This is a genomic window from Marinicauda algicola (assembly GCF_017161425.1).
Taxonomy (GTDB): domain Bacteria; phylum Pseudomonadota; class Alphaproteobacteria; order Caulobacterales; family Maricaulaceae; genus Marinicauda; species Marinicauda algicola.
This window is the reverse complement of the sequence record NZ_CP071057.1, coordinates 862610-883844: the sequence shown is the minus strand read 5'-3', so window position 1 is coordinate 883844 and position 21235 is coordinate 862610. Positions and strand designations below refer to the sequence as shown.

The 21235-nt window shown below is 61.2% G+C and carries 21 protein-coding genes and 2 pseudogenes; 12 read left to right on the top strand and 11 right to left on the bottom strand.

Annotated elements, in window-relative coordinates:
- Positions 1-3: 3 nt before the first annotated feature.
- The 6 genes from JW792_RS04380 to JW792_RS04355 form a co-directional block, all read right to left on the bottom strand.
- Positions 4-342 (bottom strand): YnfA family protein, encoded by a 339-nt coding sequence (locus JW792_RS04380; protein ID WP_135997617.1) that lies wholly within the window; start codon positions 340-342, stop codon positions 4-6.
- A 48-nt stretch (positions 343-390) separates the two neighbouring features.
- Positions 391-2325 carry a DUF3363 domain-containing protein gene (locus JW792_RS04375; RefSeq protein WP_135997618.1) on the bottom strand — a complete coding sequence of 645 codons (1935 nt, stop codon included), beginning with the start codon at positions 2323-2325 and terminating at the stop codon, positions 391-393.
- A gap of 232 nt (positions 2326-2557) precedes the next feature.
- Positions 2558-3061 carry a S26 family signal peptidase gene (locus JW792_RS04370; RefSeq protein ID WP_034763782.1) on the bottom strand — a complete coding sequence of 168 codons (504 nt, stop codon included), beginning with the start codon at positions 3059-3061 and terminating at the stop codon, positions 2558-2560.
- Positions 3058-3294, bottom strand: coding sequence for a helix-turn-helix domain-containing protein (locus JW792_RS04365; RefSeq protein WP_197020226.1), 237 nt, complete (start codon positions 3292-3294; stop codon positions 3058-3060). The genes JW792_RS04370 and JW792_RS04365 overlap by 4 nt, the downstream gene beginning before the upstream one ends.
- A 180-nt stretch (positions 3295-3474) precedes the next feature.
- Positions 3475-3798, bottom strand: coding sequence for a DUF736 domain-containing protein (locus JW792_RS04360; RefSeq protein ID WP_013300169.1), 324 nt, complete (start codon positions 3796-3798; stop codon positions 3475-3477).
- Positions 3799-4148: 350 nt separating this feature from the next.
- On the bottom strand, positions 4149-4544 hold the full coding sequence (locus tag JW792_RS04355; protein ID WP_034763774.1) for a MerR family transcriptional regulator: 396 nt from the start codon (positions 4542-4544) through the stop codon (positions 4149-4151).
- Positions 4545-4592: 48 nt separating this feature from the next.
- Between JW792_RS04355 and JW792_RS04350 the strand changes: the two genes are divergently transcribed.
- Positions 4593-4970, top strand: coding sequence for a hypothetical protein (locus JW792_RS04350; protein ID WP_034763771.1), 378 nt, complete (start codon positions 4593-4595; stop codon positions 4968-4970).
- Positions 4967-5182 (top strand): GDCCVxC domain-containing (seleno)protein, encoded by a 216-nt coding sequence (locus tag JW792_RS17055; RefSeq protein WP_081812992.1) that lies wholly within the window; start codon positions 4967-4969, stop codon positions 5180-5182. The genes JW792_RS04350 and JW792_RS17055 overlap by 4 nt, the downstream gene beginning before the upstream one ends.
- Positions 5183-5411: 229 nt before the next feature.
- Here the strand turns inward: JW792_RS17055 and JW792_RS04345 are convergent, their stop codons facing one another.
- The 4 genes from JW792_RS04345 to JW792_RS04330 are packed head-to-tail and all read right to left on the bottom strand — an operon-like array spanning position 5412 to position 8499.
- Complete coding sequence (locus JW792_RS04345; protein ID WP_135997619.1) at positions 5412-7184, bottom strand: ParB/RepB/Spo0J family partition protein; 1773 nt, start codon at positions 7182-7184, stop codon at positions 5412-5414.
- A 48-nt stretch (positions 7185-7232) separates the two neighbouring features.
- The gene (locus tag JW792_RS04340) at positions 7233-7709 is read right to left on the bottom strand and encodes a hypothetical protein (RefSeq protein WP_034763768.1); all 477 of its coding nucleotides are present in this window, start codon (positions 7707-7709) and stop codon (positions 7233-7235) included.
- A complete protein-coding gene (locus JW792_RS04335; RefSeq protein ID WP_034763765.1) occupies positions 7706-7918 on the bottom strand; it encodes a hypothetical protein in 213 nt (70 codons plus the stop codon). The genes JW792_RS04340 and JW792_RS04335 overlap by 4 nt, the downstream gene beginning before the upstream one ends.
- A gap of 14 nt (positions 7919-7932) precedes the next feature.
- The gene (locus JW792_RS04330; RefSeq protein ID WP_155843530.1) at positions 7933-8499 is read right to left on the bottom strand and encodes an antirestriction protein ArdA; all 567 of its coding nucleotides are present in this window, start codon (positions 8497-8499) and stop codon (positions 7933-7935) included.
- A 347-nt stretch (positions 8500-8846) separates the two neighbouring features.
- Here JW792_RS04330 and mads1 point away from each other — a divergent pair, with 347 nt between their 5' ends.
- The 6 genes and pseudogenes from mads1 to JW792_RS04300 form a co-directional block, all read left to right on the top strand.
- Entirely contained in the window at positions 8847-9044 is a 198-nt protein-coding gene (gene mads1 / locus JW792_RS04325) for a methylation-associated defense system helix-turn-helix domain-containing protein MAD1 (RefSeq protein WP_034763762.1), read from the top strand.
- On the top strand, positions 9041-11071 hold the full coding sequence (locus tag JW792_RS04320; protein WP_135997620.1) for a type I restriction-modification system subunit M: 2031 nt from the start codon (positions 9041-9043) through the stop codon (positions 11069-11071). Before mads1 ends, JW792_RS04320 begins: the two co-directional genes overlap by 4 nt.
- A gap of 166 nt (positions 11072-11237) precedes the next feature.
- Positions 11238-11663, top strand: a complete 426-nt coding sequence (locus JW792_RS04315; RefSeq protein ID WP_135997621.1) for an Abi family protein — start codon at positions 11238-11240, stop codon at positions 11661-11663.
- A 64-nt stretch (positions 11664-11727) separates the two neighbouring features.
- Positions 11728-13076, top strand: a protein-coding gene (locus JW792_RS04310) for an IS3 family transposase (protein WP_206340810.1) whose coding sequence is annotated in 2 segments (ribosomal slippage) — positions 11728-12061 and positions 12061-13076 — 1350 coding nt in all. Because the reading frame shifts where the segments join, the coding sequence is not laid out codon by codon here.
- 68 nt (positions 13077-13144) lie between these two features.
- Positions 13145-13300, top strand: a pseudogene (locus JW792_RS04305) (IS3 family transposase); the annotation flags it as partial.
- Between the two features lie 64 nt (positions 13301-13364).
- Positions 13365-15707 (top strand): annotated as a pseudogene (locus JW792_RS04300) (type I restriction endonuclease subunit R); the annotation flags it as partial.
- A 300-nt stretch (positions 15708-16007) separates the two neighbouring features.
- Here JW792_RS04300 and JW792_RS04295 read toward each other — a convergent pair.
- Positions 16008-16850 (bottom strand): DNA -binding domain-containing protein, encoded by an 843-nt coding sequence (locus JW792_RS04295; RefSeq protein ID WP_034763753.1) that lies wholly within the window; start codon positions 16848-16850, stop codon positions 16008-16010.
- A 327-nt stretch (positions 16851-17177) separates the two neighbouring features.
- Here JW792_RS04295 and trbB point away from each other — a divergent pair, with 327 nt between their 5' ends.
- The 4 genes from trbB to trbE are packed head-to-tail and all read left to right on the top strand — an operon-like array spanning position 17178 to position 21227.
- Positions 17178-18173, top strand: a complete 996-nt coding sequence (trbB, locus tag JW792_RS04290; RefSeq protein ID WP_034763750.1) for a P-type conjugative transfer ATPase TrbB — start codon at positions 17178-17180, stop codon at positions 18171-18173.
- Positions 18170-18505, top strand: coding sequence for a TrbC/VirB2 family type IV secretion system protein (locus JW792_RS04285; RefSeq protein WP_135997448.1), 336 nt, complete (start codon positions 18170-18172; stop codon positions 18503-18505). The genes trbB and JW792_RS04285 overlap by 4 nt, the downstream gene beginning before the upstream one ends.
- Positions 18505-18762 (top strand): VirB3 family type IV secretion system protein, encoded by a 258-nt coding sequence (locus JW792_RS04280; RefSeq protein ID WP_034763746.1) that lies wholly within the window; start codon positions 18505-18507, stop codon positions 18760-18762. The genes JW792_RS04285 and JW792_RS04280 overlap by 1 nt, the downstream gene beginning before the upstream one ends.
- On the top strand, positions 18756-21227 hold the full coding sequence (trbE, locus tag JW792_RS04275; protein ID WP_034763743.1) for a conjugal transfer protein TrbE: 2472 nt from the start codon (positions 18756-18758) through the stop codon (positions 21225-21227). Before JW792_RS04280 ends, trbE begins: the two co-directional genes overlap by 7 nt.
- The last annotated feature ends 8 nt before the right edge of the window (positions 21228-21235 follow it).

Sequence of the window (21235 nt, the reverse complement as noted above, 5' to 3'; positions counted from 1 at the left end):
GCCTCAACTTGCCGCGCGCGGCGCAAACAGGATCACCGCCGCACCTGCAAGACAGATCATCGCCCCGATCGCATCCCAGCGGTCGGGGCGCACACCTTCGACAGACCACAGCCAGATCAGCGAACTCAGGATGTAGACCCCGCCATAAGCGGCATAGGCGCGCCCGGCAGCAGCGATGTCCACGAGCGTCAGAAGCCAGGCGAATATTGCCAGGCTCAGAAGGCCCGGAACAACCCAGAGCACCGACTTGCCAAGCCGCAGCCAGGCCCAGAAAGCAAAACACCCGGCAATCTCGGCCACCGCCGCGAAAAGATAGATCAGAAAGGTCGCGCGAATGTCCATGCTCGTCTTCTGGTCTGCTTCGGCGAAACTGACCAGTCGCAAGGACTGTCAACGCCCCAGCCCCCGCTGCCGCCCACCGGGCAGTGTCCAGCTGATCCCGTGTTCCCGCGCCTCAATCACCAGCGAGCGTCCGCGCTGACGCTCTAGGTCAGGCCGCCACGGCACCATGGCGAAGGCTTTCTCATTGCCGATGATCGCCATTCGGCCCTGTGCAAGGTCAGCTGTCCTTTCGAACACGCCCTCGAACCGCTCGCCCGTTTCCAGCGCTGCATACTTCCGACCAGACTGGTTCGTCTCGCCCGCTGCCGCTCGCCGCAGCTCTTCAAGCCGCATGCGACGGCGAACCTCTTCGCTGAGCCGGTCCTGCTCATCCACCAGCAAGCCCTCGCGGCGCAGAAACCCAAGCCGCAAAAGGCGCGCCTCATGCAGCCGCTTTTCGCCTTCACCGATCTCTGTAGGACTGACCTGATCGAGCCAGGTCTCCGCGCGCGCTTCGATCTGCGCCTCCATGGCCATCCAGGAGCGCACCCGAACACGAATGCCGCCGCCCCGCGCCGCCTCATATTCCGCAGCCTGCTCAAGGTAGCGCTCGCCGATTTGCCAGACGCCGTCCATGCCACGCGTCACAATCCCGGCGCGGCGAAGCGCTTCCAGCCTGCGCTTGTGCGCGAGCCGGTAGGCGCTCGATGCTGACGGATCAGCCTCGGCATGCAGCGCGTCGGAATAAAACCCGCCGTTGCGCTCAGCGATCTGCGTAATGACCCGGTCTGAACGCGAGGGAGACCCCTGCTTGCGGGAGACCTCCACAACCGCGCCCCTGGGCGGCACAGGATCATCTCCGGCCGGCACATACCAGGGCGTGCCCTCGAAGTCCTGAAGGAGCAGGAATCTTTTGTCGGTGAGTTCATCCTCTGGTCCGTTCTGGATGACGGTCCCGCGAAGAGGCGGCGCATCATCGAGGCGCTCATCGAAGAAGTGCACCTTTGTCAGATGCGGGCCATGTTCGACACCGGCCGCCAGCGCGCGGATGATGTCGCCGCGCCGCCCCATGGCCGTCAGGGCGCGCTGCCAGTTCGGCTTGAGCTGCCAGACATCAGTCCCGGAGGGTGCCGCCAGATGCAGCCCTTCCAGATGCGCCAGCCTCTGGCGCTGCAGGCTCCGCGTGAACCTCGCCTGAGCCCCGGAGGCCGGAGGCAGTTCAACCCGGTCATTCACCGCTAGTGATGCAAGCTCCCGGTCGAGCCCGGTGAACCGATCCATGGTCACTTCACGCTGCCGGGCTTTCGCGATCTCGACATCACGGCGCGGCCCCAGTTCCTGGGTGAGGCGTTCTTCGGCCCGCGCGCGGAGGCCCTTCATCAGATAGTCGCGCGCGATGACAAGGTCCTGTCCCATCGCGTCCTTGCCACGAATGACAATATGCGTGTGCGGATGGCCTGTATTGTGGTGATCGACGGCGACCCAGTCGAGCCGCGTGCCAAGGTCGCGTTCCATCTCGTTCATCAGCCGCCGCGTCGTCTCTTTCAGATCACCCATCTCGCCCGCATCTTCCGGCGAGACAATGATGCGAAACTGGTGACGGTCATCCTGGCTGCGATCTGCGAAGTCCCGCCCGTCCACGCGCTCACCTTCGCGCCCATAAAGCTCGCCGCCCCTTCCCTCGCGGTCCACCCCGTCGCGCTGGATGTAGTCAAGGTGCCTTCCATAAGCCGCCACTCCGATACCGGTTCGGGCGCGCGCAATGTGCACTTTGACGACGACCCGCCGCATCCGGAAGCGCTCAATGTGTCCGGCGCGTGACAAGGCATGGATTCCCGCTGCGCTCCCGCGTCCGATCCGCGCCCCGGTAAAGCCGGGCCGCGTCGGCTTTCGATGAAGGCCCTTGGCCACCTTCAGAACCCGCGCGCGAAACCGCTTTGAAGACCCCGCACCGACATCGCGCAGCTTGCCGAGCCGGGGGGTGAAGTCCGTGTCATCGACCATGGCGCGTCTCCGCCCACAGGCGCCAAAAAACCTCAATGAATTCAACAAAACCCATGAAAACCGGGCGCCACACTTTCCGGCATGAGACGCCAAAAAAGAGATGTGCAGACAATGGCTTGTGCACCCCCTGGTGCATGAGCTTCAATCTTGCCCGTTCGGGTTCGCTGGCCCATCCCATGCCACCTTTCGCCGCAAATTGCCGCCATATGCCGGAATACGCCGCCATCTCTGATCACCGCCAAGCAAGGATCAGACGCGCCACGCCAACGAGATCATGGATTTCAACGGGTCCGAAATAGCGTCCATCGAGGGAGTCCGGGTGCGCATTCATCAGGAAGAGCTGGTCTTGCCCAAGCACCATACAGCCCTCCCAGGACGGCAAATCCCGCCCCGAAGAGTCTCGCAATCGCGCCTCTCCCCCGACTTTTCCATTGATCAGAAGCTGCGTGTCCCAACGGCAGATTTCATCGCCGGGCAGCCCTGCAATCTGCTTCAATAAAGGCCAATCCCGCCCGACAAATCCTTGGGTCTGAGCCCACTGCGCGTCATCGCTTCTGGCTGAGACGACGACCCATCGGCCAAGGGTGAATGGCTCGTCGCTCAGCCAGTACAGCCCTTGCGGCGCGCTGCCGGTCCGGTTCCAGATCAGCCGATCCTGAGGCGTAAAAACTGCGCCGAACAGGGCGAGCCCGATGCCCAGAAGGCCAACGCCGATCACACGTTTCCGCCGTCTCATGACCGCAGTGGCTCGCCGGTCGAGGCCCATCTCTGGCGGTTAGACCAGTCCACCAGATCAGCTCTCGTGTAGTAGACGCGCCAGCCATGCTTGCGGTAGATCGGCCCGCGTCCCTGATAGCGGTAATGGCTGAGGGTGATGGGCGACAGGTTCAGAAATTCTGCCGCCTCGATAGCGGTCAGAAGCTCGGGCAGCTCCTCACGCTGTGGCGGTTTCCGGTTATCTTTGGCCATGATGTCAGGCTCCTTCTCGTGGCTGTAAAGTCCACGAAAAGGATGCCGCCAGACGCCGCCATTTGTAGCCGCAAAAAGCGCATGCGCAATTTTTCACCTGCCTGTTTACCATTGTTTCTACACGCAAAAACCGCCCCGGAGCTGATCTCCGGAGCGGCTCGCTTGCGATGGATCTGCCCCCTAGTCCCGCGGGTTCCAGAGGATCACGTGGCGGCCTTTCTTGCCTTTCACAGGGGCGAGGTTCGCGTAGATCTTGCGCGGGCCGATCTGCGGGTCTGCGAGGGTGATCGAGACATATTCGCGCCCTGATGCCTTGGCTTTGCGAAGCCATCCGCCGCCGATTTCGGTCGAGGTTTCTCCGGCGAAGATGCGGTAGTCGGGCTGTCCGTCGGCGGCTTTCTCCGCGTTCTTCTCGATGCGGATGGCAGCGGTGAGGTTCATCATTGCAAGAGCGCCTTCGAAGCCGGTTTTGGTTTCGCTGACATATCCGAGTGCGTTGGCCATGGTGATAGTTCCTTTCGTTTCTGATCGTGTCCCGGAGACCCCTTGTCCCCGTCGACGCCGGACCGAAAGGACGGCGCAGGGCGGGCCTGAACCGCTCGCGGGCGAAACGCAGTGGAGCACCGGCCCGGAGAAGAATTTTGATCGGCGAGGAGCCGCAAAGCGGCGGGGAAAATTCTTCGCATGGGCCGGTTTCAAGGCCCGACAGGCGTCGTCCAGGTCACACGGCATGAGACGGGAACAAGGGGTTCGGAGCGCATCAGGTGGAAACGGAAGGAACTGCGCTACCTGCCAGTCGTCATTGTATCAGCGAACATCGACCGGCACGGAAACTGGCTCGGCCAATGCCATTCTCAGCTCCGTGAGAGCGCATCGATAAGTCCGCATTCGAGATCGCCATCGCTTTGGCAGGCCTTTGTCAGCTCCGCCAGACGCCGTTCCAGACGACGCAGATCGGCGATGCGGTTTCGCACATCCGATCGGTGACGTTCTGCAATCTCAAAAGCGTCCGCGCAGCATCCAGGTTCGGTCGCAAGGCCCATCAACGAACGCACATCATCGAGAGGAAAGCCAAGGTCGCGCGCCCGCCGGATGAAGCGCAGGCGCTGGATTGCACCACCGTCATAGAGCCGCCTACCGCCATCGCTGCGGGGAGGTTTCGGAACAAGACCGATCTTTTCATAGTAGCGGATCGTCTCGATATGGACGCCCGTTTCCTCGCTCAATCGCCCGATTCTGAACCCGGTCATGAAATTGCCTCTTGCTTCTGTAGCGGCTACAGATTGTAGGCCATAAAGATGACCGCTGAAACTGACAACGATGTGACTGTGACCAAGGCGTCCCGCGCCAATGGCTGGCTGGCGGGCGGCGGCGTCCTCGGCGGCTTTTTCGCCTTCCTTGGGGCCTCGTGCTGCGTGCTGCCAATCCTGCTTGTAAACCTTGGCGTCAGCAGCGCGCTTGTCGCCAATCTTGGCTTCTTCGCCCGCTACAAGAACGCCTTCATGATCGTTGCAATGCTCCTGCTTGCAGGTGCCATTGTTTTCGCCTTGCGCGGCGGTCGGCGTCCGAAGACGCGGTTCTGGATCAGTGTCTCGGTGGCTGTCCTGCTGCTCGTGGGCGCATGGATATTGCCGTCTTATGAAGGAGCGTTGCTGCGATGGCTGAACCTCAGATGAGCGATGGCTTTGAGCCCTCTTCGACGCTGACCTGTCCCCAATGCGGACATCGGTCCAAGGACCTTATGCCCACTGACGCCTGCCAGTATTTCTATGACTGTAAGGGATGCGGGGCGCTGCTGAAACCGCTTCCAGGAGACTGCTGCGTCTATTGTTCCTTCGGCGATGTGAAATGCCCGCCGATCCAGATGGGTGATTGCTGCGGCGGGTAATGGGCGTTCAGAGGTCGGGTTCGGAGCGCATCAGTTGGAAACGGATGAACCGAAGCTGGCCGCCATTTCGGAAAGCCAAGCGAGACCCAAAGACGAGCGATTTTTTTCGGCGCGGTTCAATCAATGAACCCTCTGCCTGTGCCTAGGCAGCATCAATCAGTGCGCGTAAAACCGCCCGGCGACTGTCACCGGGCGGCTCCGTCATCCGCCTGACGAGGAGACTGAACCGTCAGGCGGCGTGTGGCCGATCGAAGGCTTGCGTCGCGGCTCCATCAATGTCTTCGCCGCGCTCGAACAGCCCCGCGACCCGTGCCCATGCGTCTGCGGGCGGTGAACCTGCCCCCTCGACAAGGCGGGCGGGCGGCACCTGCATCCATGCGGGCCGCCAGTCGGGATTGGGCTCGCATCCATGACCCATGATCCGGTTGCCGATGATTGCTTTCTGGACCTTTGCAGTGTCGCTGGCGCAACTCTCCGCGAGTGACTTCGAGCCGATGTCAGCGACCATGGCATTGATCGCGCGCTTGTCGCGCAACAAGTCGAAGAAGGCTGCGTCTGGTTTCCAGTAGGCGGATAGGTCCGTCTCGCAGACATGCAGCACGGCCTCGACAACCGGCCCACCTGCTTCCAGCGTCTGCGCCATGGTGAAGGCCAGAACCTCCATGACTTTCTCGTCCGACATGGCGAGCAAGGCGGCGAAGATTTCGCAGAGCCGGTAGGCGTCGCCATTGCGCCGCGCCTCGGCCGACACGCCCCGCGCCTCAAACAGGGAAGCGATGCGGGCGCGCTTTTCCTCTATCTCGGCAGCGGCTTTTGATGCCTCAAGGCTCGCGCGCGTGTCCTCCTTGCGGCTTGTGCATTCATGGGCGCGGACTTGCCAGAGCGCGCTGCCGGTCATGGCGTGGGCCACCATCAGGCGCAGCGCGATGGCAGGCTGGCCCGCAAGGCTTGCCGTCGCTGCGCCATGACGATGCAGGAGAATGTATTCCGCCAGCGGGCCGGACATTTCGGGTTTGACGGGCGCGGCAGGCGCATCGTCCTTGCCTGTCTTTGCCGTCTCCTGTCGCCGCGCCTCGGCCTGTGAAATGAAGCCCTCATGGAAGGTCACTGTGCCGTCATGGCGTAGCTCGACATAGACCTTGCCGCCCTGGCGTTTGGTGCGCGTCTGGTGATCCCAGCGATGGAAGAAGGCCCCGCGCTCAAGGCAAATGACATCCTTCCAGCCGTCTGCAATGTAAGTCTCGACGCGGTGCGCCACAGCGGCTGACTGCGCCTTCCAGAAGGCGTCGGGATCGGCAAACACGCCATGCTCGCCGAACAGGTCGGCGGTGATCTGGCCCTCATAGTCTGCAATGTCGAACAGCGCCTTGTCGGTCGTGATGATCGCCCCGCCCGTGATCCATGCCTTACAGTTCCGGCCACGAGGCGCGCGTTCGTCCTCGCTCTCGTAAAGCCGCAACCATTCGGCCTGCTGGTCTGGCGTGGCGAGTGTCAGGACGCGGATCGTCTCGCGGTCGATCTCGTCCTCGGCGTAGAGTTTTCGGATCGGTTCAGCGAGTGAAGCCAGCGCCAGAACGCGGCGCACCAGAAGCTCGGTGACGCCAAAGAAGCCAGCGATCTCGTCCACGCTGCGCCCCTCATCGTGCAGGCGCTTAAAGGCGGTGTACTGCTCCATTTCCGACGCTGGCAAGCGTCCGACATTCTCGATGACGGACGCGGCAATGGCGCTCGCGGCGTCTTCCTCGGTCATGATCGCGCAGGGGACTTGCGGGGTTTCACCCGTCTCCTTCTCGATCTCCTTGAGGGCAAAATAGCGCCGCCGTCCGGCGACGACGCCATAGTGATCGCCTTCCTTGCGCACCAAGAGCGTTTGCCGGACTCCACTCTCGCGGATCGACGGCAGGATGTCGGAGACGTCCGGCTTCTTGCGGCTGTGGCGCATGTTGAGTTTGGAAATCCGAAGCTCGGACAGGGGGATAGTTTTGAGAATGGGCTGGGCCATGATCTGGCTCCTTTTCGATTGAGGGGTTTGTGGATTGGGGGCGCGCCGTCACGCGCGCACCCCGCTGGTTTCCAGCGCCGCGCAAAGGCGGCGGGCGGCGGCGCGCCCTGCGTCCAAGGCTTCGGGCAGAAGCTCCTGCGCGACCTTGGTGAGATAGGCATTGTCGCTACCCGGATAGTTCGCTTCGATGCCCCAAAGGCTGGCGGCATGGGCGTCCAGCGTGACACCCTCCAGCGCCACGGACAGAACGATCCCGCAATAGAACCATTCATCCGTGCGCCATGCTTCCATGACGGCTTCGGCGCGGGCCTGCGCCTCGGCGAAGCGCTGGCGATGGTTCGGACCGGGACCGATAAATCCCGGTGCGTCCTTGTAGAGTGATGGCCAGAATCCGTCCTGGCGCTCGTCGGGCGCATCGGGACAATCATCGCGCACAATCCGCGCGGTGATCTCGAAGCCTGCGACCTCGCAAGAGATGCTGTCGCCCTCGCAGACAAAGTTCTGGAAGCGTTGCGTGAAGGTCATCGTGCGCCCTCCGTGAAGAGTCCGGCAATCGCGATCCAGTGCGGGCCGTAGACGGCATGTTCGCCGCATTCGTCGCATGGATAAGCGCTCGCATCGGGTTCGCAGCACTCGCGCGGGGCGCGGCAGGCCAAGCAGAAGCCTTCTGACCAGTCGTCAGCCTGCTGCAGTTCTTCCAAAGTGAAGCGATAGCGGGTGGTTTCGGGAGTCATGTCCAAGCCCTCCGCTATCGTGACCAGAAAATGTGGACTTCATCGAAGCCCGTCTGGAACACCATGATCTCGCCATTCAGCGCCATGTCGCGGGCAAGGGCCTGCCAGTCGATATAGTAGCGAAGGCTTTCGGGAATCTCGGTTCCCGTGTCCTCGTGCAGCTGTTCGGCAAAGTCCGCCGCGCTGCGATACTTGCCCGCATAGTCCTCGAAGGCGGCGCGCGCCTCGGCGAGATCGTCGCCGAAATGACTCATGAGTTTCGCGCCAAGCTCGCCATGTTCCTCGATGAAATCGGCAAGCGCGCACACGGTTTCGAATGAGGCGTATTCGGAAAGGTTCGCGCCCTCGAAGCCTTCATAATCGTGGATCGCCCATTCTTCGGCGTCGGGCTCCGGTGAGTCCGCCAGCATGGCGCGAACCTGTTCCCAAATCTCGTCAGGGGTGGTCGCCTCGATCCATCGGCCATGCAGGCAGCCGGAATTGTAGGCTGCAAGGCATGCCACGTAGATGCGCGGGCTATCGGGTCGCGCGGGTGCAGCGCTGGCTGCAAGAGGTGCAGCGTTTGCGAGTTGGTCAGTCATGTCAGTCTCCTTCCCCGCCCTCGTTCTTTTCCCGACAGTCGGGTGGGCGGCGAGGAGGTGCTCAGCCGGAGCGCATCAGGGCGGCGCGCAAGGGGAAGCTGTAGGTATGACGCCAAAAGACGATGAGAGATGACAAAGTCCCGCCCCCTTGCGCGACGACCGCGCTCTGGCAGACGCACCGTCCGCCCACCTGACTGATGGGAACAGATATTGAGGCGGAGGGAGGCTGGGGTGGCCATGTGAGCACGCTGAACGCGAGCGACACCCCAACGCCGTTTCCCGGTTGTGCTATTTCCCGATTCTGCCTAATTTTCTCAAACAGGCTGATTTCGGCTCAAGGGGCGGTCATGGAAACCGACATTCTGACCATCAAGGAAGTGGCGGAATATCTGCGCATTACGGAGAAAACCGCCTACCGGCTGGCCTCCGAGCGCAAGATACCAGGCTTCAAGGTCGGCGGCTCCTGGCGGTTCCGCAAGGGTGAGATCGATGCCTGGATTGACGAAGATGCGCGCAAGCGCGCCAAGGGGGACAAGGATACATGACGGCCAGTGCAACACCCGACATCAAATCGCTCAGCGGGTTCGTCTGGTCGATCGCTGAAATCCTGCGTGGGGATTTCAAGCAATCGGAATATGGCAAGGTGATCCTGCCCTTCGTGGTCATGCGGCGACTGGACTGCATCCTGGAGCCGACCAAGACGGCGGTGCTCGCCGCTCACAAATCGCTGCCCAAAGGCGTCGATGAAGAGACGCAGGACATGATCCTGTTTGGAGCGGCCGGCGACGGGATCAAGGTCTACAACACGTCAGAGCTCACCTTCGACAAGCTGCGCGGGCAGGACGCCCGGCAGCTGCATGCCAACCTCATCGACTATATCCGCTGTTTCTCGCCCAATGTGCGTGACATCTTCCTTGAGAAGTTCCTGTTCACCGAACAGCTCAAATGGCTGAATGACGGCAAGATTCTCTGGCAAGTGTTCGAGCGGTTCTGTGAGATCGACCTGCACCCATCCGCCGTCACCAATATCGAGATGGGCTATCTGTTCGAGGAACTGATCCGGCGCTTCTCGGAAATCTCCAATGAGACGGCGGGGGAGCATTTCACGCCGCGCGAGGTGATCCGGCTGATTGTCGAACTTCTGATCGCCAATGACGACACCAAGCTCACCCGGCGCGGCATCATCAGGCAGATTTACGACCCGGCCTGCGGCACGGGCGGCATGCTGGCCCTCGCCGAGGAAGCCTTGAAGCGGTTCAACGATTCGATCCGCGTCGAGCTATTCGGGCAGGAGCTCAACGGCGAATCCTTCGGCATCTGCAAGTCCGATATGCTGGTCACGGGCCACAACCCCGAACAGATCGCCTTCGGCAATACGCTTACCGATGATGCGCACGGGAACCGCAAGTTCCACTACATGCTGTCCAATCCGCCCTATGGCGTGGACTGGAAGAAGTATCAGGACCCGATCAAGGCGGAAGCCGCCAATCAGGGCCATGCCGGGCGGTTCGGCGCGGGCACGCCGCGTATTTCCGACGGCCAGCTCCTCTTCCTGCAACACATGATTTCCAAGATGCGTGACGACGAGGACGGCTCGCGCATCGGCATCGTCATGAATGGATCGCCGCTCTTCACGGGCGGCGCCGGCTCGGGGGAAAGCGAAATCCGCCGCTGGATGCTGGAGAATGACTGGGTCGAGGCGATTGTCGCCCTGCCGACAGACCTTTTCTACAATACCGGCATCCAGACCTATGTATGGCTCCTGACCAATCGCAAGCCGAAGGCGCGCGAGGGCAAGGTCCAGCTGATCGACGCGTCGGGCGAACGCTTCTGGACCGGCATGCGCAAGTCGCTTGGCTCCAAGCGACGGGAAATCCCCGAAACGGCGCGCGACCAGATTGTCCGGCTCTATGCCGATTTCCTCAATGGCGAGAGCGGCGAAGGCGACGTCGCCAAGATCTTCGACACCAGCGATTTCGGCTATCGCGAAATCCGCGTCGAGCGGCCCCTGCGCCTGCGATTCGATGTGACCGAAGAAACGCTCAATGCCCTCAGCGGCCAGAAAGCGTTCGAGAAGCTGGACGCTGCCGAGCAGGACGCCATCCGCAGCACCATCGCCAGCGCCTTTTCCGGTCAGAGTTTCACCGACCGCGCTGTCTTCCTCAAAGCGCTGAACAAGGCGCTGAAAGCCAAGGGCATCAAAGTCGGCTCGCCGGTGATGAAGGCCATAGTCGAGGCGCTTGGCGCGCGGGATGAGACGGCCGAAATCTGCCGCGACAAGGACGGTAATCCGGAGCCGGACACGCAGCTGCGCGACCATGAGCTTGTGCCGCTCAAAGAAGACTGGCGGGATTATTTCGCGCGCGAGGTCAAACCCTTCGCGCCCGACGCCTGGGTCGATCAGAGCTATACCGACGACAGTGACAAACAGGTTGGCCGGGTCGGCTATGAGATCAATTTCAACCGATATTTCTACACCTATACCCCGCCGCGCCCGCTCGAGGAGATCGACGCTGAGCTGAAGACCCTCGAGGCCGACATCGCCGCACTCCTGAAGGAGGTGGTGGCATGAGGTCGCAGAATTTTGATGCTCGAGCTTATTGCCATGTTAACCGGGCTGGGCCATATATCGACGTAATAAGACCCGCCACGCCTCGGACGAAGTTTCGGCTTCGCACTGCGCACCCTGGCGGGTTTCTTCGTTTTAGCGCCTTGTTTTCATTGAAAGCGGGGCGTGCATGAAGTTCACCAAACCCGCCCTTTCCATCGCTGACCAGATCGCGCTGATCGAGCGACGCGGCATGGCTGTGCCGGACCGCGCGCGGGCAGAGCACTATCTGCGCCATATCAGCTATTACAGGCTGCGGGCCTATTGGCTGCCCTTTGAAACCGCCGCCGAGGCCGATGGCGACCATGCGTTCAGAAATGGCGCGAGCTTTGACGACGCCGTCGCCCTCTATGTTTTCGACCGCCAGCTGCGCCTGCATGTCATGGACGCCGTAGAGCGGATCGAGGTCTCGCTGCGCGGCGCCTGGGCGCATCACCTCGCCACCAAGTACGGGCCGCATGGCTATATCGATGGCACCCTGTATGGACGCCAGGATCATTACGCGAAGGCGCTCGCAAGCCTAATCAACGAAATTGTCCCCCGTCAGCGACCATGAGACAGATCGGGAAAATTGCTTAAGGAGGATTTCTGGCACATCGTAGCCCGCCAAGGGGACGAAGATGAGACAGAAATCCGGGCCGGAGGGATCGGCCGAAAAACATGTGAAGGAAATCCGCCGCAAGACCCGGCGTAAATTCTCCGCCGAAGAGAAGATCCGCATCGTACTGGAAGGCCTGCGCGGCGAGTATTCGATTGCCGAACTGTGTCGGCGTGAGGGGATCGCTCAGGGGCTGTACTACACCTGGTCGAAGGAGTTTCTCGAAGCTGGCAAGAAGCGCTTGTCGGGCGACACGGAGCGGCAGGCGACATCCGGCGAGGTGAGTGGCCTGAAGCGTGAGATGCGCGATCTGAAGGAGGTCGTTGCCGACCTGACGCTGGAAAACCGCATCCTCAAAAAAAGCGTGATCGGGGATGGGGAGGATATCGAATGAGATACCCCGCGTCCGAGAAGCTGGAGATCATCCGGCTGGTGGAGCAATCGCATCAGCCCGTGAAAAGAACGCTGGAACAGATCGGCGTGTCACGTCCGACCTTCTATCGCTGGTATGACCTTTACCGGCGGTTCGGTGAAGCCGGGCTTGAGGATCGGCGCAGCGGCTCCGGCCGGGTCTGGAACCGCATCCCGAACGAGGTGCGTCAGCAGGTACTGGAAATGGCCCTGGATCAACCGGAACTATCTCCCCGGGAATTGGCGGTGACGTTCACCGATGAGAAGCACTACTTCGTCTCCGAGGCCAGTGTTTACAGGCTTTTGAGGGCGCACAACCTGATCACGAGCCCGGCTTTCATCGTGATGAAAGCGGCTGATGAGTTCAGGGAGAAGACCACCGGGCCGAACCAGCTCTGGCAGACCGACTTCACCTATCTGAAAGTGATCGGCTGGGGATGGTTCTATCTCTCCACCGTGCTTGACGACTTCTCCCGCTACATCATTGCCTGGAAGCTCTGTACCGGCATGGCGACGAGCGATGTGCAGGATACGCTGAACCTGGCGCTTGAGGCTTCCGGACTCGATGAAGTAAACGTGATCCATCGCCCAAGACTACTCTCAGACAACGGACCTTCCTACATCTCTGGCGATCTGGCTGAGTATCTTGCCGACAAGGGAATGAAGCATACGCGCGGCGCGCCGTATCATCCCCAGACGCAAGGAAAGATCGAGCGCTGGCATCAGACGCTGAAGAACCGCATCCTGTTGGAAAACTACTTCCTGCCCGGAGACCTTGAAGCGCAGATCGACGCGTTCGTTGGCTACTACAACCATCAGCGCTATCACGAGAGCCTGAACAATCTCACTCCGGCAGATGTCTATACGGGCCGCGGCCAGACCATCCTGCTCGAACGTGAGAAAATCAAAAGGAGGACGATGAAACTACGGCGCTTGCAGCACGCCCAATCCGCTGCTTAACTCAAACCAGATGCGCCAGACCCTCCTTAAGTCAGGCAGCCTGAAGTCTCAAATTACCTGACGACGGACACTACAACCATCAGCGCTATCACGAGAGCCTGAACAATCTCACTCCGGCAGATGTCTATACGGGCCGCGGCCAGACCATCCTGCTCGAACGTGAGAAAATCAAAAGGAGGACGATGAAACTACGGCGCTTGCAGCACGCCCAATCCGCTGCTTAACTCAAACCAGATGCGCCAGACCCTCCTTAAGTCAGGCAGCCTGAAGTCTCAAATTACCTGACGACGGACACTGCCATTCAATCGCGGGCGCGAACGGGGCGCAGGCAATCCCGATGTCGCGGACGAATTCCGGGTTGCCTATCTCTACCGCCCCGGCGATTGGGGCGAGGCGATCTTCTCGCGGCGCGTCCTTCTCGAGATTGTCGGCCAGTTTATGCATGTCGAAAAGACAGGCAAAGACGTTGTGATGATCTTCCCGCGCTTCCAGCAACTGGACGCGGTGCGCCGGTTGATCTCCCATGCGGGCGCAAATGGTCCTCGCCGGAACTATCTGATCCAGCACTCGGCGGGTTCGGGCAAATCGAATACGATTGGCTGGCTGGCCCATCAGGCCATCAATCTGCATGACGGGTCGAACACCCCGGTGTTCAACACAGCGATCATCGTGACCGACCGCGTTGTTCTCGACCGCCAGCTTCAGGAAACTGTCGCCCAGTTCGAACAAACCAAGGGCCTTGTCAAAACCATCGACGGGACCTTGAAGCAGCTGAAAGAGGCGATCGCCAAGGGGGCACGGATCATCGTTACGACGATCCAGAAATTCTCAACCGATCATCTCAAGGCGATCTCCGGTCAGGGCGCGCGCACCTTCGCCGTCATCATCGACGAAGCCCATTCCAGCCAGTCCGGCAAATCGGCCCAGGCGATGACGGATGCGCTGACCCGCGATGAAACCTCAAGCGAAGATATCGAGGATCTGATCCTCGACTATCAGAAGTCCCGCGGACCGCAGGCCAATCTCAGCTTCTTCGCCTTCACCGCGACGCCGCGAAACGTGACGCTTGAGCGATTCGGCGTCAAAGGTTCGGACGGGTTGCCGGTCGCTTTCCATGAGTATTCGATGCGTCAGGCCATCGAGGAAGGCTTCATTCTGGACGTCCTCCAGAACTACATGACGTACAAGGCCTATTACCAACTCGAGAAGACGATTGAAGACGATCCGGAACTGAGCGGCCGGCGCGGGCAGCGGAAAGTGGCGCGGTTTGCATCCCTGCATCCGACCGCGATCGGCCAGAAGGTCGAAATCATTGTCGAACATTTCCGCCGCCATGTGATGGGCGAACTTGGCGGTCAGGCAAAGGCCATGATTGTCACCCAAAGCCGCGAGCATGCACTGCGCTATTATTTCGGGATCAAGGCCTATCTCGATGCTGAGAACTATGGCGACCTTCGCGCGCTTGTCGCCTTCTCCGGCGAACTCACCCATGAGGGCGAAACCTATACCGAAGCCGACCTGAACGGATTTAGTGAAACAGAGCTACCGGGACGGTTTGACGGGTTCAAGCCGGACGGCACGCCTTATCCTGACACGTACCAAATCCTGATCGTCGCGGAAAAGTACCAGACTGGGTTCGACCAGCCAAAGCTCTGCGCCATGTATATTGATCGCAAACTTGCCGGATTGCAGGCGGTACAGACACTATCGCGCCTCAACAGGACGAAAGCTGGCAAGGAGAACACCTATATTCTCGATTTCCAGAACACGATGGAGGATATCCAGACCGCGTTCCGGCCTTTTTATGAAGCGACCTCGCTTGAGGCGATGTCGGACCCCAATCAGGTCTACGAACTCGAAGGCCGCCTTTTCAAATTCGGCTATCTCGATCGCGGTGAGATCGACCGCTTCGCAGAGACATTCTATTCAGGCGCACTCAGCGGCAGCGACCGGGCGCGTCTTGAGGGCCTTGTCCGAGAAGCGGTGCAGCGCTTCGAAGCCGATGAGGATGAAGGCCGCCAGGAAGAATTCCGTCAGCTTCTGAAAAGCTATATGCGCTTCTACGGCTTCGTTGCGCAGGTTATCCGGCTCGAGGATACCTCGCTCGAAAAGCTCTACAGCTATGCGTCCTGGCTTTCGCGTTTATTGCCGAACCGTGAAGTGCCGCCCGACATAGAAATCACACAGGACATGCTCCGCCTGCAGGCCTTCAAGGTCGTGCAGAAGGAACAGGGCAGCGCTTCCCTCTCGCCGGGGGACAAGGAAGCGCTAAAGGCGATCAGCGAGTTTGGTGCCAAGCCCTATACCGAAGATGAACAGCGCGAGCTCTCGGAAATCGTGAAGGCTTTCAACGACCGTCATGGTACGGAATTCACCGAGAATGACTTTATTCGTTATGAGCCGACCTATCAGGCCACGCTCGACGACGACATGACAGACATGCTTCGGAACAATGCACCTGATGTAGTCTATTCCGCTTTCTCGCAAGCGTTCTTTCAGGGCGCGATCCGCATGTTCCAGCGTGACAATGACATGCGCGATATCGTGCTCACCGATCCGGCAGCCCGGGACAAGCTGATCCGCTTCTTTTTCAACCGGGCGCTTCGTGAGGTCAAAGGCGACGCAGCCTGATGACCTGAACCATCAGCGTCCGCGACCCCTCTGGCGCCAGCCAGTGGGAAGCGCGGGCGCGCGGTCAGCCGGCGAGGCCCAGCACCACGTTCTTTAGACGAACAACCGGACCCTCATTGAGCCTCGCCGGGCCGGTCGGCGTAGGATGGCTCCTGCGGCTCCGGGGCGAGCGCCGGGCGAAGGTCGGCGATCACCCCGGACCGCCCCGATGCCTCTCAACGGCCCCTACAGCCGGGCGAACAGCCCCGCGCCAAAGGCGCGGGCAGGCCGCAAAAGACTCCGTGCCGCTGAACGCCCTGATCAGGCGGCGGTCTTCGTGATCCCGAACTGCGACCCGAGGAGTTCGACGAGATAGCCGCCATCGCGCAGCGCTTCGGCTTTCAGGATGAGGTAACGCATGCTGTGTTTCAGCGACGGTCCATTCCAGTCCTCGGCCACGCGGTCCTTGCCAAAGATCACTTCTGCGATTTCGCGGCGATTGAGGCCGGCTTCCAGACAGTCCAGCGCGATGAGGCCATTGCGCAGCATCGCCGTTCGTTTGGTCCAGCGCGGCTCTGTCAGGTCCGGCCCATCGCCGATCAGCGCAAGCGCGGCTTTCTGGGCCTTCACCTTGCGCTCGAAGGCATCAAGATCAGAAATGGTGAGGTTCATCCTCACTGGCTCCATCCCGAGAAGGGAGAGACCTGTGCAGCGCACCTGGACGACGCAGCCCTTGCCGCGGATCAGCAGGAATTCGCGACCGATGGAATCGGTGATGTGGGTGATGTTGCAGATCGGTACGGTGCGCTCCCAGATATCGCAGGTCTGGCCGGGGCGAAGCGAGCTGCAATTGACCTCGACCTGATCGGGATAGGCAAGCCGGGTCCAGACGACATCGGCCTCGAATCCGTTCTTTGCAGGATCGGGCATAAAGGCAAAGCCGAGCCGTTCGGCCATGGTCTGAGGCACGCGGGATTTCAGGAGGCGGATGCTGGCGCAGGGCGCCTGCATCTCGGAAATGTCGTCCGGCGTGCGGCTTTCCGCGTAGCGGCGAACCTTATTGCTGCGACGGGCATATTCCCAGGCCCAGCGATCCTCCGAGAGCCGCCACAAATAATCATACTTTGCGGTGAATGCGTCTGTTTCGAGTGTGAATGTTTTCATGGTTGAACTCCCTTCTTACGAGAATTCCGGCAAGAAGTGTGCCAACGCTTGTTTGGCGCTTCTCTCTGACGACCTCAATTAAGATGTCTGAAAACAGTGTTCTAATTGCTTTGCGTCTAAACAACGACCCTTTTTCGTTTCGCTTGTGACACGAAAAACTGCCGCAAACTCTACAGAAAAGCGCATTTGTCATCCTTTACCGCAATATGCCGGAACGCGCCGCCTTGCGCCGCGTTCGGCCTCCATTTGCCGCCATTCACACTCCCGTAGAATTCATCCGTCTGCGATCCTTGGCTTTGTTGAAATGAACAGTCGGAGCCCTGGGATATGTCCCTTCATGCGCACCATACCGAAACAGAAACCCGGCGCAGCACCATGCTGCGCACGGCCTTCTGCCCGGTGGTGCGTGAGGCGCTGGAAGCGCCGGACACGATCGAGGTGATGGCCAATCCGGACGGCTCGGTCTGGATCGAGAAGGCTGGCGTGGGCGTCATCATTTCGCAGCACACACTTGCCCCTTGCGACCGCGAGCGCGTTATCCGCCTGGTCGCCTCCGGGGTGGAAGAGGCCGCTCACGCCAAGTCCCCGATCGTCTCGGCCGAACTCCCCGGCAGCGGCGAGCGGTTTGAAGGGCTTCTCCCACCTGTCTCGACCAGCCCATGCTTTTCGATCCGCAAGCCCGCGACGACGCCGTTCGAACTCGGCGACTATGTCACCCAGGGCGCCTTGGCTCCGGCGCTGGCACAGGCGCTCAGAGACGCTATCGCCAGCAAGGCCAACATCCTCATCGCGGGCGGCACATCGTCCGGCAAGACGACGTTCACCAATGCCTTGCTGGCAGAACCCTCACTCCAAAACGACCGCATTGTCATCCTGGAAGACACGCGCGAGCTGCGCTGCGCCGCGCCCAATGTGGTGCAGCTGCGCACCCATCGCGGCAGCACCAGCCTGCAGGACCTTGTCCGCTCGACCTTAAGGCTACGACCCGACCGGATCATTGTCGGCGAGGTCCGGGGGCCTGAAGCGCTCGACCTCCTCAAGGCCTGGAACACCGGCCATCCGGGCGGGATCACGACGCTTCATGCCAACTCCGCACACGGCGCGCTAACCCGGCTTGAACAGCTCACCCTGGAAGCCACACCGCGCGCGCCCTTCGACCTCATCGCAGAGGCGATTGACGTGGTCGTGTTCATGAGCCGCGCGGGCGGCCAGCGCCGCGTCGAAGAGGCGCTGCGAGTCACAGGTTTTGACGGCGAGGGGTATCAGACCGCCCCGCTCGTCTCCCGTTCCCTGTCCCTCGTCCAACATGGAGAAACCCAATGACCCTCTACACCCACCTCCAGACCGTAAACCGAACGGTGCAGGTCGCGGCCTGTATCGGCCTCGGCCTGATGATCGCCGGTCCCGCCCATGCGGCAGGCTCCGGCATGCCCTGGGAAGGCCCGCTCGATCAGATCCTGACCTCGATCGAGGGACCGGTCGCGCGCATCGTCGCGGTGATCATCATCACGATTACCGGCCTGACGCTGGCCATTGGTGAGACCTCGGGCGGCATGCGCAAGCTGATCCAGATCGTGTTCGGGCTTTCGATCGCGTTTGCCGCGACAAGCTTCTTCCTGACCTTCTTCTCGTTCGGCGGCGGAGCGCTCATCTGATGTCTGCCGACGGCTATGAAATCCCGCTCCACCGGTCCCTGACCGAGCCAATCCTGATGGCGGGCGCGCCAAGAACCGCCGCCATCGCCATCGGGACCCTCGCGGCTGCTGTCGGCCTCGGCCTCCAGCTCTGGATACCGGGCCTTGTGCTCTGGGCGGTGGGGCATTCGGCAGCGGTATTCATGGCGCGGTCTGATCCGGATTTCATGGCCGTCGCAGGCCGCTCGACGCGCCACAAGGAGCATCTGACATGCTGAACCTCAGAGAATATGCCGACGCGCCGACGCTTCTGGCCGACTATCTGCCCTGGGCCTGCATCGTGGCGCCGGGCGTTGTCCTCAACAAGGATGGCAGCTTCCAGACGACGTTCCGCTATCGCGGCCCTGACCTCGAAAGTTCGACGGAAGAAGAACTCGTCTCCGTCATGGCGCGGGTCAATAATGTGCTGCGCCGGTTCGGCTCGGGCTGGGCCCTCTTCTTCGAAGCCCAGCGCCATGAAGTGCATGACTATCCGGAGGCGGAGTTTCCCGATGCGCTGACCTGGCTCACCGATCAGGAACGGTCATTACAGGCGGAAGAAGCCGGAACCCGGTTTGAGAGTTCGTATTATCTGACCCTGCTCTGGCTGCCGCCCGCCGATGCCACCGGCCGCGCCGAGAAGGCCCTGATCCAGCGTGTCGAAACGGAAGACGCCGCGACCTGGCGGCATAGGCTTGAGACCTTCCAGCAGCACGCTGACCGCGTCTTTGATCTGTTGGCCACCTGCCTCGCCGAGATTGCGAAGCTCTCTGACGACGAGACGCTGACTTATCTGCACTCGACGATCTCAACCAAGCGCCACCCGGTCGTGACGCCGGAACTGCCGGTCTTCCTCGACGCCATTCTCGCCGATGAGCCCTTCGCGGGCGGGCTCGAACCGATGATTGGTGAGGCGCATTTGCGCACGCTGACCATTCTCGGCTTTCCGGCCACGACCCTGCCGGGCATTCTCGACGAGCTGAACCGTCAAGGCTTTGCCTATCGTTGGGCGACCCGGTTCATCGCGATGGACAAGGCCGAAGCCGAGAAAGTCCTCGGCAAGAAACGCCGCCACTGGTTCGCCAAGCGCAAATCCATCGGCGCGGTGCTGCGTGAGACCATGTTCAATGAGCAGGCGGCGCTCGTCGACAATGACGCTGACAATAAGGCCGCTGACGCCGATGCGGCGCTGCAGGAACTGGGCAGTGATCTCGTTTCCTACGGCTATGTCACGACCACCATCACCGTTGCTGACCCCGACCGCCGCACGGTGGACGAACATATCCGAATTGCCGAGCGCATCGTGAATGGCCGCGGTTTCACCGCGATCAGGGAAACACTGAACGCGGTCGATGCCTGGCTCGGCTCATTGCCCGGTCATCCTTATGCCAATGTCCGCCAGCCCATTCTGCACACGCTGAACCTTGCCCATATGGTGCCGCTCTCGGCCGTCTGGGCGGGCGAAGACACCAATCGTCACCACAACGCCCCGGCGCTCATTCAGGCGCAGACCGATGGCACGACACCGTTCCGCCTGAACCTGCATATTGGCGATGTCGGCCATACGCTGGTCGTCGGCCCGACCGGCGCGGGCAAGTCTGTTCTGCTCTCGCTCTTAGCCCTGCAATGGAAGCGCTATGAGGGGGCGCAGGTCTTCCTGTTCGACAAGGGCCGCTCGGCCCGCGCCGCGACGCTCTGCATGGGCGGTGCACATATCGATCTCGGCGGTGCCCGCGCGCCAAGTCTCCAGCCGCTGAAAGATATCGACACCGAACATGGCGCAAGCTTTGCCGCCGACTGGCTCGCGGGTCTTTGCACCAATGAAGGCGTCGCGATGACGCCGGACCTCAAGGCAAAGCTCTGGGAAGCGATCCAGTCTCTCAGCTCAGCGCCTGAACCCGAACGCACGCTGACAGGCCTCAGCCTGATGCTGCAGGACGACACGCTCAAATCCGCGCTGCATCCGTTCACGCTGGAAGGTCCGCACGGACGGCTCCTCGATGCCGACCATGAAAGCCTCGCGCTCGCCGACACAGTCTGCTTCGAGATGGAAGAGCTGATGCATGCGAAAGGCGCCGTGGCGCCTGTGATCACCTATCTCTTCCACCGGCTGGAAGCGCGGTTTGATGGCAGGCCAACACTGCTCATCCTCGATGAAGCCTGGCTCTTCCTCGATGATCCCATGTTTGCCGCGCGCATCCGTGAATGGCTGAAGACCCTTCGCAAGAAGAACGTGTCCGTCGTGTTCGCGACGCAAAGCCTTGCCGACATTGCGAACAGCACCATCGCGCCAGCCCTCGTCGAATCCTGCCCCACGCGCATCTTCCTGCCGAACGAGCGCGCGCAGGAACCACAATCCCGCGAGACCTATCAGCGGTTCGGCCTCAACGCGCGCCAGATCGAACTGATCAGCAGGGCCACACCGAAGCGCGACTATTACTACCAGTCGCCCCTCGGGGCCCGTGTCTTCGATCTTGGCCTCGGGCCGATTGCATTGTCCGTCTGCGGCGCGTCATCGCCCGAAGACCAGGCCCGCATGGATCGCATCTGGGCCGAGACGGAAGGCGACGGCTTTTCCGCCTGCTGGCTGATCGAAAAGGGCCTGCCCTGGGCAGCCGAGCTTCTCACCCGCTGGCCCGGCCATGCGCCGGAGCCTGAGGCGCACGCGCCCTTCAATCCCTCCCACATCCTCGCCGCCGAATAGGAGCCCCC

Excerpts from the sequence above, each read along its gene's own strand:
- JW792_RS04380 (WP_135997617.1), bottom strand. The coding sequence starts at position 342 with ATGGACATTCGCGCGACCTTTCTGATCTATCTTTTCGCGGCGGTGGCC.
- JW792_RS04375 (WP_135997618.1), bottom strand. The coding sequence starts at position 2,325 with ATGGTCGATGACACGGACTTCACCCCCCGGCTCGGCAAGCTGCGCGAT.
- JW792_RS04370 (WP_034763782.1), bottom strand. The coding sequence starts at position 3,061 with ATGAGACGGCGGAAACGTGTGATCGGCGTTGGCCTTCTGGGCATCGGG.
- JW792_RS04365 (WP_197020226.1), bottom strand. The coding sequence starts at position 3,294 with ATGGCCAAAGATAACCGGAAACCGCCACAGCGTGAGGAGCTGCCCGAG.
- JW792_RS04360 (WP_013300169.1), bottom strand. The coding sequence starts at position 3,798 with ATGGCCAACGCACTCGGATATGTCAGCGAAACCAAAACCGGCTTCGAA.
- JW792_RS04355 (WP_034763774.1), bottom strand. The coding sequence starts at position 4,544 with ATGACCGGGTTCAGAATCGGGCGATTGAGCGAGGAAACGGGCGTCCAT.
- JW792_RS04350 (WP_034763771.1), top strand. The coding sequence starts at position 4,593 with ATGACCGCTGAAACTGACAACGATGTGACTGTGACCAAGGCGTCCCGC.
- JW792_RS17055 (WP_081812992.1), top strand. The coding sequence starts at position 4,967 with ATGAGCGATGGCTTTGAGCCCTCTTCGACGCTGACCTGTCCCCAATGC.
- JW792_RS04345 (WP_135997619.1), bottom strand. The coding sequence starts at position 7,184 with ATGGCCCAGCCCATTCTCAAAACTATCCCCCTGTCCGAGCTTCGGATT.
- JW792_RS04340 (WP_034763768.1), bottom strand. The coding sequence starts at position 7,709 with ATGACCTTCACGCAACGCTTCCAGAACTTTGTCTGCGAGGGCGACAGC.
- JW792_RS04335 (WP_034763765.1), bottom strand. The coding sequence starts at position 7,918 with ATGACTCCCGAAACCACCCGCTATCGCTTCACTTTGGAAGAACTGCAG.
- JW792_RS04330 (WP_155843530.1), bottom strand. The coding sequence starts at position 8,499 with ATGACTGACCAACTCGCAAACGCTGCACCTCTTGCAGCCAGCGCTGCA.
- mads1 (WP_034763762.1), top strand. The coding sequence starts at position 8,847 with ATGGAAACCGACATTCTGACCATCAAGGAAGTGGCGGAATATCTGCGC.
- JW792_RS04320 (WP_135997620.1), top strand. The coding sequence starts at position 9,041 with ATGACGGCCAGTGCAACACCCGACATCAAATCGCTCAGCGGGTTCGTC.
- JW792_RS04315 (WP_135997621.1), top strand. The coding sequence starts at position 11,238 with ATGAAGTTCACCAAACCCGCCCTTTCCATCGCTGACCAGATCGCGCTG.
- JW792_RS04295 (WP_034763753.1), bottom strand. The coding sequence starts at position 16,850 with ATGAAAACATTCACACTCGAAACAGACGCATTCACCGCAAAGTATGAT.
- trbB (WP_034763750.1), top strand. The coding sequence starts at position 17,178 with ATGTCCCTTCATGCGCACCATACCGAAACAGAAACCCGGCGCAGCACC.
- JW792_RS04285 (WP_135997448.1), top strand. The coding sequence starts at position 18,170 with ATGACCCTCTACACCCACCTCCAGACCGTAAACCGAACGGTGCAGGTC.
- JW792_RS04280 (WP_034763746.1), top strand. The coding sequence starts at position 18,505 with ATGTCTGCCGACGGCTATGAAATCCCGCTCCACCGGTCCCTGACCGAG.
- trbE (WP_034763743.1), top strand. The coding sequence starts at position 18,756 with ATGCTGAACCTCAGAGAATATGCCGACGCGCCGACGCTTCTGGCCGAC.